The organism is Glycomyces sp. NPDC048151, from assembly GCF_043202775.1.
In the GTDB taxonomy this organism is placed as follows: domain Bacteria; phylum Actinomycetota; class Actinomycetes; order Mycobacteriales; family Micromonosporaceae; genus Glycomyces.
This window is the reverse complement of the sequence record NZ_JBIDBB010000007.1, coordinates 60953-76439: the sequence shown is the minus strand read 5'-3', so window position 1 is coordinate 76439 and position 15487 is coordinate 60953. Positions and strand designations below refer to the sequence as shown.

13 protein-coding genes are annotated in these 15487 nt (G+C 70.4%); 8 read left to right on the top strand and 5 right to left on the bottom strand.

The features are described 5' to 3' along the window. Positions 1 to 68 precede the first annotated feature (68 nt). The 8 genes from ACGGCP_RS17775 (at position 69) to ACGGCP_RS17740 (ending at position 9195) form a co-directional block, all read left to right on the top strand. Positions 69 to 494: a MarR family winged helix-turn-helix transcriptional regulator gene (locus tag ACGGCP_RS17775; protein ID WP_392967401.1), complete on the top strand. Its 426-nt coding sequence runs from the start codon at positions 69 to 71 to the stop codon at positions 492 to 494. Between the two features lie 126 nt (positions 495 to 620). Next, a complete protein-coding gene (locus ACGGCP_RS17770; protein WP_392967399.1) occupies positions 621 to 1652 on the top strand; it encodes a hypothetical protein in 1032 nt (343 codons plus the stop codon). Positions 1653 to 1767: 115 nt separating this feature from the next. Then, complete coding sequence (locus tag ACGGCP_RS17765; protein WP_392967397.1) at positions 1768 to 2199, top strand: cobalamin B12-binding domain-containing protein; 432 nt, start codon at positions 1768 to 1770, stop codon at positions 2197 to 2199. Positions 2200 to 2802: 603 nt separating this feature from the next. Continuing rightward, positions 2803 to 3981 (top strand): ADP-forming succinate--CoA ligase subunit beta, encoded by a 1179-nt coding sequence (gene sucC, locus ACGGCP_RS17760; RefSeq protein WP_392967395.1) that lies wholly within the window; start codon positions 2803 to 2805, stop codon positions 3979 to 3981. Positions 3982 to 3985: 4 nt separating this feature from the next. After that, positions 3986 to 4873 carry a succinate--CoA ligase subunit alpha gene (gene sucD, locus ACGGCP_RS17755; protein ID WP_392967393.1) on the top strand — a complete coding sequence of 296 codons (888 nt, stop codon included), beginning with the start codon at positions 3986 to 3988 and terminating at the stop codon, positions 4871 to 4873. 200 nt (positions 4874 to 5073) lie between these two features. Beyond that, positions 5074 to 5802 (top strand): ComEA family DNA-binding protein, encoded by a 729-nt coding sequence (locus ACGGCP_RS17750; RefSeq protein ID WP_392967391.1) that lies wholly within the window; start codon positions 5074 to 5076, stop codon positions 5800 to 5802. Between the two features lie 96 nt (positions 5803 to 5898). Further along, the gene (locus ACGGCP_RS17745) at positions 5899 to 7146 is read left to right on the top strand and encodes an amidohydrolase family protein (protein WP_392967389.1); all 1248 of its coding nucleotides are present in this window, start codon (positions 5899 to 5901) and stop codon (positions 7144 to 7146) included. 81 nt (positions 7147 to 7227) lie between these two features. Continuing rightward, complete coding sequence (locus ACGGCP_RS17740; protein ID WP_392967387.1) at positions 7228 to 9195, top strand: serine/threonine-protein kinase; 1968 nt, start codon at positions 7228 to 7230, stop codon at positions 9193 to 9195. Between the two features lie 312 nt (positions 9196 to 9507). Here ACGGCP_RS17740 and ACGGCP_RS17735 read toward each other — a convergent pair whose 3' ends face one another. From ACGGCP_RS17735 to ACGGCP_RS17715, 5 genes are read right to left on the bottom strand one after another with little or no spacing between them, the layout of a single operon-like run. Next, entirely contained in the window at positions 9508 to 10566 is a 1059-nt protein-coding gene (locus ACGGCP_RS17735) for an ABC transporter ATP-binding protein (protein WP_392967385.1), read from the bottom strand. Continuing rightward, entirely contained in the window at positions 10563 to 11630 is a 1068-nt protein-coding gene (locus ACGGCP_RS17730; RefSeq protein WP_392967383.1) for an ABC transporter ATP-binding protein, read from the bottom strand. The genes ACGGCP_RS17735 and ACGGCP_RS17730 overlap by 4 nt, the downstream gene beginning before the upstream one ends. Further along, positions 11630 to 12592, bottom strand: coding sequence for an ABC transporter permease (locus tag ACGGCP_RS17725; RefSeq protein ID WP_392967381.1), 963 nt, complete (start codon positions 12590 to 12592; stop codon positions 11630 to 11632). The genes ACGGCP_RS17730 and ACGGCP_RS17725 overlap by 1 nt, the downstream gene beginning before the upstream one ends. Further along, a complete protein-coding gene (locus ACGGCP_RS17720; RefSeq protein WP_392967379.1) occupies positions 12589 to 13596 on the bottom strand; it encodes an ABC transporter permease in 1008 nt (335 codons plus the stop codon). Before ACGGCP_RS17720 ends, ACGGCP_RS17725 begins: the two co-directional genes overlap by 4 nt. Before the next feature lie 21 nt (positions 13597 to 13617). After that, positions 13618 to 15360, bottom strand: coding sequence for an ABC transporter substrate-binding protein (locus ACGGCP_RS17715; protein WP_392967377.1), 1743 nt, complete (start codon positions 15358 to 15360; stop codon positions 13618 to 13620). Positions 15361 to 15487: the final 127 nt, after the last annotated feature.

Here is a 15487-nt window from a genome sequence, read left to right as displayed (position 1 = left end):
CCGTGCATTGAATGTCAACGCATCTAATGAGTGGACATTAAATGTCTTGACATGGTAATCTCCTGGTCATGGAGGCTGAATCAGGCGTAGACGTGGGCGCGAAGTGGTCTGAAACACTGCGCGTGTACCACAACACATCGTGCGAGCTCGAGAACGAGCTGCAGTCCCGGCACGAACTGGGGCTCAGCGAGTTCGAGGTGCTCCTGATCCTGGGCCGCACCTGCGGCGACCAGGCCGGGGGCAAGGCCAAGATGAAGGACATCGAGGCCGAGATGTACCTCAGCCAGAGCGCCCTCTCCCGCACCGTCACGCGGCTGGAGAAGGCCGGGCTCGTGACCCGCGCCGCCTGCGACTTCGACCGCCGCGCGAACTTCCTCATGCTCACGCCCGCGGGCCGCGAGCGCTTCGAGGCCGCCAAGCCCACGCACCGGGCCGTCCTCGTCAAGCACCTCGCCGACCCGGCGGCCTCGAAGCGCGCGGACGCCTGCGCCTAGCGCGTTACCCCTGGGCGCGTGGCGATCACACCTCGGGCTGGACGGCTTTCCCCGACTCCCAGCCCCGGTCGGTATGGTGAAGGCGAGAGCAGTCACAACCGATCCGGCCCGTGGAGCGTGGATGCAATGACTCCCCCAGAGAACGAACAACCCGACGAGGACGGCGGCACCTTCAAGCTGAAGCCCGGTGCCGCGGCCCCCGGAGCAGGCGCACCGACGCCTGCACCGGCCGACGAGTCCGGCCTCGACCGGACCATGAAGATCCAGCGCCAGGGCGGCGCACCGGCCGGGGCCTCGACCCCGCCCCCGCCGCCCTCACCGCTCGGCAACCCGACCGGCCCGGCTGAGCCGAACGTCGCGTCGTTCGCCGAGACCACGGTGATGCCGCAGCAGGGCGGCTCGCAGACCGGGTTCCAGCCCGCCTCGCAGCCCCCGCCGCCGAACCCGCTCGGCTCGGGCCCGATCCCGCAGCCGCAGGCGCAGCAGCCCTACGGCCAGCAGCCGCAGCCGTTCCCGGGCCCGCCGCCCCAGCAGCAGCCCGGCGGCTACCCGCAGGCCCCGGCCGCACCGGCGGGCGACGCGCCCGACGGCATCAAGCGCATCGGCCTGATGGTGCTCATCGCCGCCGGCGTCGGCCTCCTGTCGAACATCGTGTCCATCGCGATGAACCCGGCGGGCGCGGGCTTCACCGTCATCGGCCTCCTCCTGGCCGCCGCGTGGGGCTACTTCGGATGGGCCCTGCCGAAGGGCAAGATCGCCTCGAGCGGCCTGCGCATGACCGGCATCGTGCTCATCATGATCGGCGCGGGCTTCTCGATCCTCGGCCTCTTCGGCTCGTTCGCCACCATGGCGATCCTGCCGGCCGCGGGCGCGATCGCGCTCATCCAGAGCATCATCCTCGCGGGTGCGCTCGGCTACGCGTCCTTCATCTACTTCAAGGACCAGGCCGTCAAGGACTACATCAAGGGCGCCCCGTCCATGGCGGGCGGCTACCCGCCAGCCGGCTACCCGCAGCAGCCGTACGGCCAGCAGCCGCCGCCTCCTCCCGGCTACGGCCAGCCGCAGCAGCCCCAGCAGCAGCCGGGCGCGTACCCGCCGCCGCCTCCGGGCTACCCGCAGCAGGGCCAGCAGCCGCCGCAGGCCCCCTACGGCGGTTAGGCCTACCGCCTCACGCCGGTCGCGACTAAGCTCACTCGTAAGCAACGGCCGCGGCACGCACGGTTCGCCAAGAGCGCCGTGGGTGCCGCGGCCTCCTGTACGAGGAGGTACATCTATGTCCGCTACCGGCACACCGATCAGGGTGGTCGTCGCGAAGGTCGGGCTCGACGGGCACGACCGGGGCGCGAAGGTCGTGGCGCGGGCGCTGCGCGACGCGGGCATGGAGGTCGTCTACACCGGCCTGCACAACTCCCCCGAGCAGGTCGTCGCGACCGCGCTCGCGGAGGACGCCGACGCGATCGGCCTGAGCATTCTCTCCGGCGCCCATATGACGCTGTTCCCGCGAGTGCTGCGACTACTCGACGAAGCGGGCGCGCGCGACATCGTCGTCTTCGGCGGCGGCATCATTCCCGATGAGGACGCCGCGGAACTGCGCGAAGCCGGAGTGGCCGCGATATTCGGTCCCGGGGCCTCGACGCAGGTGATCGCCGAATGGGTGCGCGAGCATGTGGCCTCACCCGATCAGGGCCGTCCCGCAGCCGTGTAACAGGCCTCTGCCTGCGCAAACGCCCGCCTCAAAAAATTCTCTGGGAATCCCGTAACCGGCCGCGAGCGCCCTCGTTCTTAATAGTGTCGGACGCAGTGCAATACAGCGGAAGACGCATCGGCAGCGGGCCGAAAGGCCGCTATTGAGAAAGGCCGCCGCGGCACCGGGAGTTCACTTCCGGTTCGGATCGCGGCAATATCGCACGGTTTGTAGAGCTGTGCCACAAACTGCCGATGCCCTGTCGATTGAGGGGTGGCGATAGGGCATCGTGCCTAAGGGAGTCAAGCCTTTGAGGGGTGGGCTTGATTCCCGCTAAGGGGACCGGACGCCTGAGGGGTGCGTCCGGTCCCCGCCTCTTTGCCCCGGTCCCCGCCGGCCCCCGGGGTTCGGCGCTCACTTTCCCCTCCGCAGGCTGTGAACGCCCTGCACCGGCCCGTGTCAACGGGTTTTCAGCCTGACTCGTCACACCGGCGCACTGCCAGGTGTAACCGCGCGGTGCCTGGGATTACCCTGCGATTACGGGCACCTGTACCCGAACCCCGCCCACCGGCGGGACGGCCCGGGCCCGGTCAAAGAAGACTAGCTAGTGGAGCGGACTCTACAGTGGATCTGTACGAATACCAGGGCCGCGCACTGTTCGCCCGGCACAACGTGCCGGTACTGGACGGCGGCGTCGCCACCACCACGCAGGAGGCCGTGGAGCTCGCTGAGCGCCTCGGTGACCGGGTGGTCGTCAAAGCACAGGTGAAGGTCGGCGGCCGAGGCAAGGCGGGCGGCGTCAAACTCGCCGACAACGTCGACGAGGTCAAGACCCACGCCACGAACATCCTCGGCATGGACATCAAGGGCCACACCGTCGAGAAGGTCATGCTCACCGTGACCGCCGACATCGACGAGGAGTACTACTTCTCCTACCTCCTCGACCGGGCGAACCGCACGTTCCTGTGCATCGCCTCGACCGCGGGCGGCATGGAGATCGAAGAGGTCGCGCACACCGCGCCCGAGAAGGTCGTCAAGCTCCCGATCGACGCCGGCGTCGGCGTCACCCCCGAGATCGCGAACGACATCGTGAGCAAGGCCGGGTTCCCCGAGGACCTGCGCGACCAGCTCGTCGACGTGTTCGTCAAGCTGTGGGGCGCGTTCGTCTCCGAGGACGCCACCCTCGTCGAGGTCAACCCGCTCGTGCGCACGCCCGAGGGCAAGATCCTCGCGCTCGACGCGAAGGTCACCCTCGACGAGAACGCCGACTTCCGCCACCCCGAGAACGCCGAGTTCGAGGACAAGTCCGCGGTCGACCCGCTCGAGCAGCGCGCCAAGGACTCCGGCCTCAACTACGTGAAGCTCGACGGCTCCGTCGGCATCATCGGCAACGGCGCCGGGCTCGTCATGTCCACCCTGGACGTCGTGTCCTACGCCGGTGAGAACCACGGCGGCGTCAAGCCCGCGAACTTCCTCGACATCGGCGGCGGCGCCTCCGCCGCGGTCATGGCGAACGGCCTCGAAGTGGTCCTGTCGGACCCGCAGGTCAAGTCCGTGTTCGTGAACATCTTCGGCGGCATCACCGCCTGCGACGAGGTCGCCCGCGGCATCCTCGGCGCCCTCCAGACCCTCGCCGACCGCGGCGAGGACGTCACCAAGCCGCTCGTCGCCCGCATCGACGGCAACAACGCCGAAGAGGGTCGCCAGATCCTCGCCGACGCCAACCACCCGCTCATCACCGTGGTCGAGACCATGGACGCCGCGGCCGACAAGGCCGCCGAGCTCGCGAACAAGGGGGCCTAGTCCAATGGCGATCTTCCTCAACGAGAACTCCAAGGTCATCGTCCAGGGCATGACCGGCTCCGAGGGCATGAAGCACACCCGCCGCATGCTCAAGGCCGGCACCGAGATCGTGGGCGGCGTCAACCCGCGCAAGGCCGGCACCAAGGTCGACGTCGACGGCGTGAGCCTGCCGGTGTTCGCCTCCGTCGCCGAGGCCATCGCCGAGACCGGCGCGAACACCTCCGTCGTGTTCGTGCCCCCGGCGTTCTGCAAGGCCGCCGTCATCGAGGCGATCGACGCCGAGATCGAGCTCGCGATCGTCATCACCGAGGGCATCCCGGTGCACGACTCCGTGACCTTCTGGAACTACGCCGAGTCCAAGGGCAACAAGACCCGCATCGTGGGCCCGAACTGCCCCGGCATCGCGTCCCCCGGCAAGTCGAACGCGGGCATCACCCCCGCCGACATCACCGGCACCGGCCCGATCGGCCTCGTCTCCAAGTCGGGCACGCTGACCTACCAGCTCATGTACGAGCTGCGGGACCTCGGTTTCTCGACCTCCGTCGGCATCGGCGGCGACCCGGTCATCGGGACCACCCACATCGACTGCCTCGCGGCGTTCGAAGCGGACCCCGAGACCAAGGCGATCGTCATGATCGGCGAGATCGGCGGCGACGCCGAGGAGCGCGCGGCCGAGTACATCAAGAACCACGTGACGAAGCCGGTCGTCGGCTACATCGCCGGGTTCACCGCCCCCGAGGGCAAGACGATGGGCCACGCGGGCGCCATCATCTCCGGTTCGGCCGGCACCGCCGAGTCGAAGAAGGAGGCCCTCGAGGCCGCCGGCGTCAAGGTCGGCAAGACCCCGAGCGAGACCGCGCGCCTCATGCGCGAGGTCATCGAGAACCTCTAGGGGCGTACAGCGAGACGAAGGGCCGGACGGTTTCCCGTCCGGCCCTTCGCCGTACCCGGGGACCCGTGCCGCGACGCCGACCCGGCGCCCAAGCGCGCCAACACGAACCCGCGCCGCTCCCCGCGTCGACACGGTCCCGCCGCGTATCCGGGCCGGTGATGAGACACGCCGGCCTGGTGTCCGGTCGATAGCATGGCCGCATGCCCGACGCGCCCCTCGAGCCCGCCCGCCACCACCCGCCAGCGCGCTGGTCGGCGGCCCGCAGCGCGGGCACGGTCGGATGGGCGCTGCTCCCGCTGATCCCCGCCCTCGGCGCGCCGATCGCCTGCGCCGTCGCCGCCGGGCGCCGCCCCAGTGCCCGCACCATCGTCCCGCTCGTCCTCTACCCCGCCGCGTTCGTCGGCTTCATCGCGTTCATCCTCCCGTTCCCCGTCGAGGCGACGCCGGGATGGGCCGACGCGGGCGGGCTCGTGTCCCTGCTCGCCTCCACCGTCGGGGCGTCCGCGCACCTCTTCGCGATTCGCCGGTACGTGTGGGCCCCTTGGGAACCGCGACCCCGGTCGCCGAGACCCCCGAAGCAGACCCAGGCCGGGGACGACTGGGTCGCACCGGCGCTCGACCGCGCCGCTCGGCTGCGCCAGGACGCCCGGCGGCTCGCCGAAGGCGACCCGGCGCTGGCGAAGCGCAGCGGCGTCGGCCGCCCCGAGCTGCCGCGCCAGATCGACGACGGCGGGCTCGTCGACGTCAACCACGCGCCCGTCGAGGTCCTGCGGGAGCTGCCCGGGTTCAACGAGGCGACCGCGCGGCTCGTGCGCGAACGCGTGGAACGCCTGGGCCCCTTCCAGAACATCGACGAAGTCATCGTCGAGATCGACATCGCGCCGGGCTTCGAACGGCACCTGCGCGAGTACGCGCTCCTCATGCCGTGACGGGCCCGGTGGCGGGACGCCGGGGCGGTCGGGCATATTGGTGCGTGCACTAGCCGCGCGGCCAGTCCGGTCGCCGTGACGCGTCAGGAGAAGCCGATGACCGAGACCGTGCTGTTCACCGACGCCGCCGTGCTCGACACCGCCGCAGGCGAACTCGTCCCGGGCCAGCGCGTCCTGGTGCGCGGCGGCACGATCGACGCGGTCGGACCGGACCTGGAGGCGCCCGGGGGCGCCCGCGTGCTCGACCTCGCCGGGAAGACGCTCATGCCCGGCCTCATCGACTGCCACGCGCACGTCAACGCCCACACCGCGAACCTCGCGGGCCTCGCCGACGACTCGCCCGCGTACGTGGCGTTGAAGGCCGCCAAGGAGATGCGGGAGATGCTGCACCGGGGCTTCACCACAGTGCGCGACCCCGGCGGCGCGGACTTCGGGCTGCGCGAGGCGCTCGACGAAGGGGTCGTCGAGGGCCCGCGCCTGTACTTCGGCGGGAAGGCGCTGTCGCAGACCGGCGGGCACGGCGACGGCCGCCCGCGCGGGCGGAGCGTCCGCGAGGACCACCAGTGCTGCCCCGACCTGAGCACCGTCTGCGACGGCGTCGACGGCGTGCGCAGGGCCGCGCGCGAGCAACTGCGCACGGGCGCGCACCACGTCAAGGTCATGCTCTCGGGCGGGGTCGCGTCGCCGACCGACCGGATCGACTCGACCCAGTTCTCGCTGGAGGAGATCCGCGCGATCGTCGAGGAGACCGAGGCCGCCAACCGGTACGTCGCCGGGCACGCGTACACCGCGCGGGCCGTCAACCGGGGGCTCGCGGCCGGGGTGCGGTCGATCGAGCACGGCAACCTCATCGACGAGTCCAGTGTGGAGCTTTTTCTGGAGCACGACGCGTTCCTGGTGCCCACCTTGGTGACCTACGAGCGCATGGCCGCCGAAGGCGCCGAGCACGGGCTCCCCGCCGCCAGTCTCGCGAAGAACCCGATCGTCCTCGAAGCAGGCCTGCGCGCCCTCGAACTCGCGCACCGGGCGGGCGTCAACATCTGCTACGGCTCCGACCTCCTCGGCGGGATGCGCCGACACCAGTTGCAGGAGTTCACGATCCGCGGCGCGGTCCTCCCCGCCGCGGACGTGATCCGCTCCGCCACGGTCACCGCCGCGCGGCTCCTCGGCGAAGCGGGCCGCCTCGGCCAGATCCTCCCAGGCGCGCTCGCCGACCTGCTCGTCGTCGACGGCGACCCGCTCCGCGACCTCGCCGTCCTCACCGACCCCGAAGCGAACCTGCGCCTGGTCATGCAGGGCGGCGACGTGAAGGCCGACCGGCTCGGGAGCCCCGGCCGCGATTGATCCTGGACTCGCCCGATACAGGCGTTTAAGCTGTGTGCCAAAGCAACTCCCCCGATGGCACCGCAGCCGTGAGGAACGCCGATGCCCGCAGGACAGCTCATAGCCGACCGGTACCGGCTCGACGCGCTCATCGGCAGCGGCGGCATGGGCCAGGTGTGGCGCGCCTACGACACCGGGCTGCGCCGCGACGTCGCCATCAAACTGCTCCACCGCAACGGGTTCGAAGACGACGCCGCCGCCCACGCCCGGTTCGTCCGCGAAGCCCAGGCCGTCGCCCGCATCCGCCACCCCGGCATCGCCGTCCTCCACGACTACGGCGAAGCGACCGACGACCGCGGCACCTACTCCTACCTCGTCATGGAGTACATCGAAGGCGAACCGCTCAACGCCGTCCTCACCGAAGGGCCGCTCCCGCCAGGGGAGGTCATGCGCCTGTGCGCCGAGATCGCCGACGCCCTCGCGACCGCCCACGACGCCGGGGTCATCCACCGCGACATCAAGCCCGCCAACATCATCGTCGGCGCCGACACCCACCCCCGCCTCGTCGACTTCGGCATCGCGCTCCTGCCCGACCAGACCGCGCTCACCGGCCCCGACGTGCGCCTCGGCACCCTCACCTACGCCTCCCCCGAGCAGATCGACGGCGAACCGCTCACCCCCGCCAGCGACCTCTACTCCCTCGGGGTCGTCGCCTACGAATGCCTCAGCGGCACACCGCCGTTCACCGGGCCCAGCCTCTCCCCCGTCGTCCACGGCCACCTGCACAAGCCGCCGCCCGAACTCCCCGACACCGTCCCCGACAACACCCGCGCCATGGTCCTGCGGTCCCTCGAGAAGGACCCCGCCCGGCGCTGGGAGGGCGCCGCCGACCTCGCCGCCGCCTGCCGGGGCGAAGCCCTGCCCGGCGACACCTTCCCGCTGCCGCCGCCCAGCAGCGGCAAACCGCGCCGCCGCGCCCTCCTCGCCGCTGCGATCGGCGCGCCAGTCGCGGCCGGAGCCGCCGCGATCATGCTGTGGCTCAACGGCACTCGCGAGACGGACGGCGGGACGGGCGGCGACCCGACCGCGGAGACCAACGCCTCCAAGGACATCGCCTCCACCACGCTCCTCCCGCACGACGGGCTCGCCATCGCCGCCCACGACGCCCCGATCGACGCGATGACCGCCCTCGCGGGCCCGGCCGGACCCGTGCTCTACACCGCCGCCGGGACCGAACTGCGGGCCTGGAACCTCGCCGACGGCACCGAACTCGCCACGACCATGCTTGATGAACCGGTCGTAGCCCTGCTCGCCGCTGCCAACCCGGCGGGCGGCGAACGCCTGGTCGCAGTCGACCACGCGTCAGGCGTCCACACCGCCGACGCCGGAAGCACCGAACTCACCCCGATCGGCACCTTCGACGACGCCACGACCGACTACGCGACCCACGTCCTCGACGGCGTCCCGACGCTCACCGCCATGACAGCCTTGGGCTGCAACATGATCGACCTCGACACCGGCACCGTCAGCCCGGGCATGACGTTCGCACCCGGCTTCGCCGAACACGCCGCCCTCGCCCCCAACCAAGGCGAACTCGCCGTCGCCCACGCCGAGGGCGACGGCGCGATCGCCGTCCACAACCCGATCGACGGCTCCCTGATCGGACGCACCCAGCCCAGCGCCGACTGGAACCCCGCGACCGGACGCACCGGCGGACTCTGGTTCGCCCGCAGCGAAGACGGCACCTCCCGCGGGTTCCTCTACAACGCGACCGACCAGCGGTACTACCAGGCAGACCTGTGGAACTTCAACGCCATCGGCGGACCGGTCGCGCTCGGGCCCCTCGACGCCGTCCGCGACACCTGGCTGCTGCCCGGCGACACCGGCGAATCGCTCCTCCTCATCGACCAGGACCGCGTCTTCCTCACCGACACAGAGGAAGGCGACCGGTTGGAACTCGTTGCCGAAGACGCGGCTGCGCCGGTCCGGCTGGCGTCGGTGCGCGCCCCTGAGCTGCGCGCCGCCATCGTCGGGTACGCCGACGGCACCATCAGGACCTGGCAGCGCTGACCGCAGGGCCGTGAACGACGGCGGCGGGGGGGGGGGCCCCCCCCCCCCCCCCCCCCCCCCCCCCCAAAAAAACCCCCCCCCCGTGTAGAAATTCGGGGGGGGGTCAGATGTTAACAAGCGCTTGTGATAACACCCCCGGTGGGCGGGGCGGCCCGCCCCCGGCGCCACCGCGCCCCCCACCTCGGCCGGGGGGGGGGGGCCCGGGGGGGGGGGCCCCGGGGGGGGGGGGGGGGGGCCCCCCCCCCCCCCCCCCGCCGCCGTAATCGGCTACAGGTCGCTGTTCGATCAGAGATCGCTGTGCCATTCGTTCGATCAGAGATCGAAGTGACACGCCACCTTGTGGCCGCTCGCCGCCTCACGCCACTCCGGCACGACCTCCGCGCAGATGTCCTCCGCCCAAGGACAACGCGTGCGGAACCGGCAGCCCGAAGGCGGATTCGCCGGAGAAGGCAGGTCCCCCTTCAAGATGATCCGCTCCCGGTTCGCTTCGACCTCCGGATCCGGCTGCGGCACAGCCGAAAGCAGCGCCTTCGTGTAGGGATGGCGCGGGTTCTCGTAGATCGTCTCCGAGTCCGCCTCCTCCACGAGCTTGCCCAGGTACATGACCCCGACACGGTCCGACAGGTGGCGGACCACCGCCAAGTCGTGCGCGATCACCAGGTACGTCAGCCCGAACTCGCCCTGCAGCTCGTCGAGCAGGTTCATCACCTGCGCCTGGATCGACACGTCCAGCGCGCTCACCGGCTCGTCGCACACGATCAGGTCAGGACGCAGCATCAGCGCCCTCGCGATCCCCAGACGCTGCCGCTGCCCGCCCGAGAACTCGTGCGGGAACCGCTCGAGCACCGACTTCGGCAGGCCCACCGCGTCGAGCGTCTCGACCGCGAGCTTGCGCCGCTCCGCCTTCGACCCGACCCCGTGGACCTTCAACGGCTCCGACAACAGCATGTCCACATTGTGCCGAGGGTTCAGCGAACCCAGCGGATCCTGGAACACCATCTGCATCTTCGAGCGGAAGCGGCGCAGCCGCTCCCCCTTCAACGCCGTCACATCGTCCCCGCCGAGCCGCACCCGGCCGGACGTCGGCTCCTCCAGACGCAGCACCGCCCGGCCGAACGTCGTCTTGCCGCAACCGGACTCGCCGACCAGGCCGTACGTGCCACCCGCGTCGACCTGGAGGCCGACGCCGTCGACCGCCTGGACGTGCCCCACCGTCCGCTCCACGACGATGCCGCGCCGGATCGGGAAGTGGACCTTCAGATCCTCGACCTCCAGCAGCGGCGCCGCCGTGGAAGCCGAAGCGGCCATGGACAAGTCCGGCTCCTCAGTGCGCTGCGCGGGAACACGCGGCTCATGTTGCTCGGTGCTCATGCGACCTCCTCGGCCATGACGCAACGGTGGGCGTGCACGGCGCCGACCAGCGCGGGCTCACCGTCCACACAGGGCGATGCGACACGGTCGCAGCGCGGCGCGAACGCGCAGCCGTCGTGCCAGCGGATCACGTCCGCTATCGAACCGCGGATCGGCGTCAACGGCTCATGGATCGGCAGGTCCAGGCGCGGAATCGAACCCAGCAGCCCCACCGTGTACGGATGGGTCGGCTTGCGGAACAGCTCGCGCACCGGCGCGGACTCGACCACACGGCCCGAATAGAGCACGTTCACCTCGTCGCAGATACCGGCGACCACACCGAGATCGTGCGTGATCATCAGCAGCGCCGTGCCCTCCGTCTCCACGAGGTCCTTGAGGAGCTCGAGGATCTGCGCCTGGATCGTCACGTCGAGGGCCGTCGTCGGCTCGTCGGCGATCAAGAGCCTCGGCGCGCACGCGACCGCGATCGCGATGAGCACGCGCTGGCGCATGCCGCCGGAGAGCTGGTGCGGGTACTCCCTGAGGCGGCGGGTCGGGTCGGGGATGCCGACGCGGTCGAGCAGGTGCGCGGCCTCCTTGGACGCCTTGTCGCCCTTGAGGCCCCGGTGGCGTTCGAGGACCTCGGTGATCTGGCGGCCGATCGGGACGACCGGGTTGAGGCTCGACAGCGGGTCCTGGAAGACCATGGCGAGGTCCTTGCCGCGGCGGCGGCGCATAGCGGCCGGAGTGAGCTGGAGGAGGTCGGTGCCGTCGAAGACGGCGCGGCCCTGGACGTCGGCGCCGCCGCGGCGGCCCCGTCCTCCGGAGGCGGCGACGGTCTGCGGCGTCGCGGCTTTGAGCGCGCCGACCGGTTCGGAGGCGGCGGCCTGGACCGGTTGGCGCGGCCCGCGGCCGCGGCCCTTCGGGAGCAGGCCCATGATCGCCAGGCTCGTCACCGACTTGCCGCAGCCGGACTCGCCGACGAGTCCGACCACCTTGCCTTCGGCGACCGAGAAGGAGACGCCGTCGACGGCGGTGGACGCGCCGAAGGCGACCCGCAGGTCTTCGACTTCGAGCAGTGCCACTATTCCTGCCTCCTCAGCCTCGGGTCGAGCGATTCGCGCATGGCCTCGCCCAGGAGGGTGAAGCCGAGCGCCGTGACGATGATGCCGACCGCCGGGTAGATGGCCAGTTGCGGTGCGCCGGAGAGGAAGCGCTGCGCGTCGGCGAGCATCGTGCCCCATTCGGCGCTGCCCGGGTCGGGGTTGCCGAGGCCCAGGTAGGAGAGCGCGGCGGCCTCGATGATCGCGGTCGCGAGCACGAGGGTCGCCTGCACGATCACCGGACCGAGGGAGTTCGGCAGGATGTGCGAGACGACGATCCGTCCCTTGGGGACGCCGATGGCGATCGCGGCGAGCACGTAGTCCGAGTGGGCCTGCGCCAGCATCGAACCGCGCAGCAGGCGCGCGAAGATCGGGATCTGCGCGACGCCGACGGCGATCATGACCGTCCGCAGCGACGGGCCCAGCAGGGCCGCGACGCTCAACGCCAGCAGCAGCATCGGGATCGCGAGCGCGACGTCGACCGCGCGCATGATGACCGCTTCGACGCGTTCGCCCCAGCGTCCGCCGAACGTGCCCGCCGCGGCGGCGACGCCGCCGATGAACGCGCCGGCGACGAAGCCGATGAACGTCGCCACGACGCCGACGAGGAGGGTCTGGCGTGCCCCGACGATCATGCGGGAGAACATGTCCCGGCCCAGGTGGTCGAGGCCGAACCAGTTCTCCGGGCGCGGGCCCGGGAAGATGTTCCGGTTGAGGAACACCTCGCGGCCCCAGGTCTGGGCCGTCGGGTCGTACGGGGCGACCCACGGGCCGATGACCGCGACGACCACGAAGAGGCCGACGATGACCGCGCCGGTGATCGCCATCGGCGAGCGGCGCATGCGCCGGATCGACTGGCGCCACAGGGAACCGGTGCGGGCGTCCCGGGCGGTCGCGGTGGCCTCGACGAGGCGGTCGAGCTTCTCGATTTTCGCGATGGTCATTTGCGCACCCGCACTCTCGGGTCGAGCAGGCCGTACGAGAGGTCCACGAGGAGGTTGATGACCACGTAGAACACGGCGATGACGAGGATGAAGCCCATGAGCGCGGGGTAGTCGCGCTCGGTCGTCGCCTGGTAGACGAAGGAGCCGATGCCGCCGAACGCGAACACGCTCTCGGTGAGCACGGCGCCCGCGAAGAGGCTGCCGAGCAGCAGGCCGATGATCGTGGCGATCGGGAGCATCGCGTTCCGCATGACGTGGCGCCCGCGGACGGTGGAGGGCTTGAGGCCCTTGGCGTCGGCAGTGCGCACGTAGTCCTCGCCGACCACGTCGAGCACGCTGGCCCGGGTGATGCGGACGATGACGGCGAGCGGGATCGACGAGAGCGCGATCGCGGGCAGAATCAGGTGCTTCACCGCGTCCCAGGCGATGTCGAGCTCGCCGGTGATGAGGCCGTCGAACACGCGCAGGCCCGTGACCTCGGTGAAGTCGGCTCCGGCGGTGAGGCGGAACGTGGTCGGCAGCCACCCGAGTTCCTGCGCGAACACCACCTTGAGCATGGCGGCGAGGAAGAAGATCGGGATGCACGTCCCCAGGAGCGAGCCGGAGACGGTGCCGAAGTCGATCCAGGTGCCGCGGCGCTTCGCCGCGAGGTAGCCGAGCGGGATGCCCAGTCCTACGGCGATGATCATGGCGGCCAAGGAGAGTTCGATGGTGGCGGGCAGGCGTTCGGCGAGCTCCGTCGCGATCGGACGCCCGCTCGACAGGGACGAGCCGAAGTCGAGGCGGATGATCCGGCCGAGGAACTCGCCGTACTGGGTCCAGACCGGTTCGTCCAGACCCAGGGCGGCCCGCAGCGCCTCCCGCTGCTGTGTCGTGGCGTTCTCGGGGAGCAGCCGGTTCTCGGGTCCGCCCGGAAGGGCTTTGAACCACGCGAACAGCAGCAGCGAGAGTCCCAAGAGCGCCACGGACAGCTGCAGGAGGCGCTTAACGGTGTAGCGCAGCATATTCGGCTGTAATCGATCCGATTAGGAGCCGGTGGTGAAGTAGACCTGCGAGAAGTCCTCCCGCGTCAGCGGGGAGACGTCCGGCGGGTACACGTTCGGCGCGAACGCGATCGACGGCGGCGAGGACGAGATCGGCAGGCCCGGGAGCTCGGCCATCACGGCCTCGTTCGCGGTCTTCCACAGTTCGACGCGGGTGGCCTCGTCGGGCTCGGTGTTCGCCGCGGCGATCGCGTCGAAGACCTCGGGGTTGTTGAAGCCCCACTCGGTGGACTCCGTGGCGAACCAGGTGCCGAGGAAGTTGTACGGGTCGGCGAAGTCGCCGGTCCAGCCCAGGAGGTACAGCGGGCACTCGCCGGAGCGGGTGGTCGGGATGTAGTCGACCCACGTGATCGGCTTGGCCTCCACCGTGACACCCGCGGCCTGCAGGTCGGAGGAGATCATGTCGAAGATGTCCTTCGGCGCCGGCATGTACGGGCGGGTGACGTCGGTCGGGTAGCAGAAGGTGATGGAGAGGTCCTCCGCGCCCGCGTCGGCGAGCATCTGCTTGGCCTTCTCGGCGTCGTAGTCGTAGGTGGCGACGTCCTCCGAGTAGCCCTCGAGGCTCGGCGGGATGAACTGGGTCGCCACCATGCCGCCCGCGGGGAGCACCGAGTTGACGATTCGTTCGCGGTCGATGGCGTAGGAGAGGGCCTCGCGGACCGCGTGGTCCTCAAGGGGCGCATGGGACTGCGTGTACGCGAGGTACAGCAGGTTGAAGACGCCGCGGACGGGGACCTGGTATCCGGCCTCGATGAGCGCCTGCGCGTCGGCGGGGGCGGCGAGGTCGTAGCCGTGGATGTCGCCGGCTTCGAGGGCCTGGCGGCGGGCGGTCTCGTCCGAGATGGTCTTGAAGATGACCGTCTTGACCTTGGCGGGCTCGCCGAAGTACGCGTCGTTGCGGGTGAGCACGACCTCTTGCGAGCTGTGGTCCCAGCTCTCGAGCTTGTAGGGCCCGGTTCCGGCGAGGGTGCCGACGGTCTGGGTGTACTCGGGGAGCGGCGAGTCGGCCGCGGGGAGCTCGACGTCGGCGACGGCGTCGATCGAGTTCGGGCTGATGATCGAGAGCGACTCGAGGGTGAACGCGCCCGGGAAGCTCGAGGTGTACTTGCTCAGGCTGATGGTCGCGGTGAGACCGTCTGCGGTGCAGCCCTTGTAGATCGACTCGGTCTCGATGCCCATCGCGGGGTCGTTCTCGGCGAAGCCGCCGAACACCGACGAGTAGTAGTACGTGAAGTTCGGGGACTGGAAGCCGCCCTTGAAGTTCGCCCAACGCTCGAAGTTCTTGCACACGGCCGCGCCGTCCAGTGCCGCGCCGTCGTGGAAGGTCACACCCTCACGCAGGTGGAACGTCCACTCCGTGCCTTCCTCGTTCTGCTCGTAGGACTCGGCGAGACCGGGGACGGTGTCGGTGCAGTCCGCGTCGAGGAGCGTGTCGAAGACCTGGCGGTTGACGCGGAAGGTCTCCCCGTCGGAGGCGAGGATCGGGTCGAGGCTGGTCGGGTCGCCCGGGGTGCCGAAGACGAACGGCTGCGACTCGTTCATCGCGGCGTCCGCGGCGGGCTCGCCGTCGGTGCGCTCAGGACACGAGAAGTCGAAGTCCTCGGCGGTGTCGGCGTCCCCGCCGCCATCGCCGTCGGAGGAACAGGCGGTGAACAGGCCCAAGGCCATGGCGGCGCCGGCCGCCGCGGCGAGGGCGCGCCTGATTGGGGTTGGTGACGTGCGCATAGGTTGTCTCACCCGTCGGTCGTTGGGTATTCGGAGGTAGAGACAGCCTAAGACCAGGTGAGTTACACCACTGTTAAGCGTTATGTGATCGTGACCGTTTCGGCGAATATTGTTACCCAAATCGTAA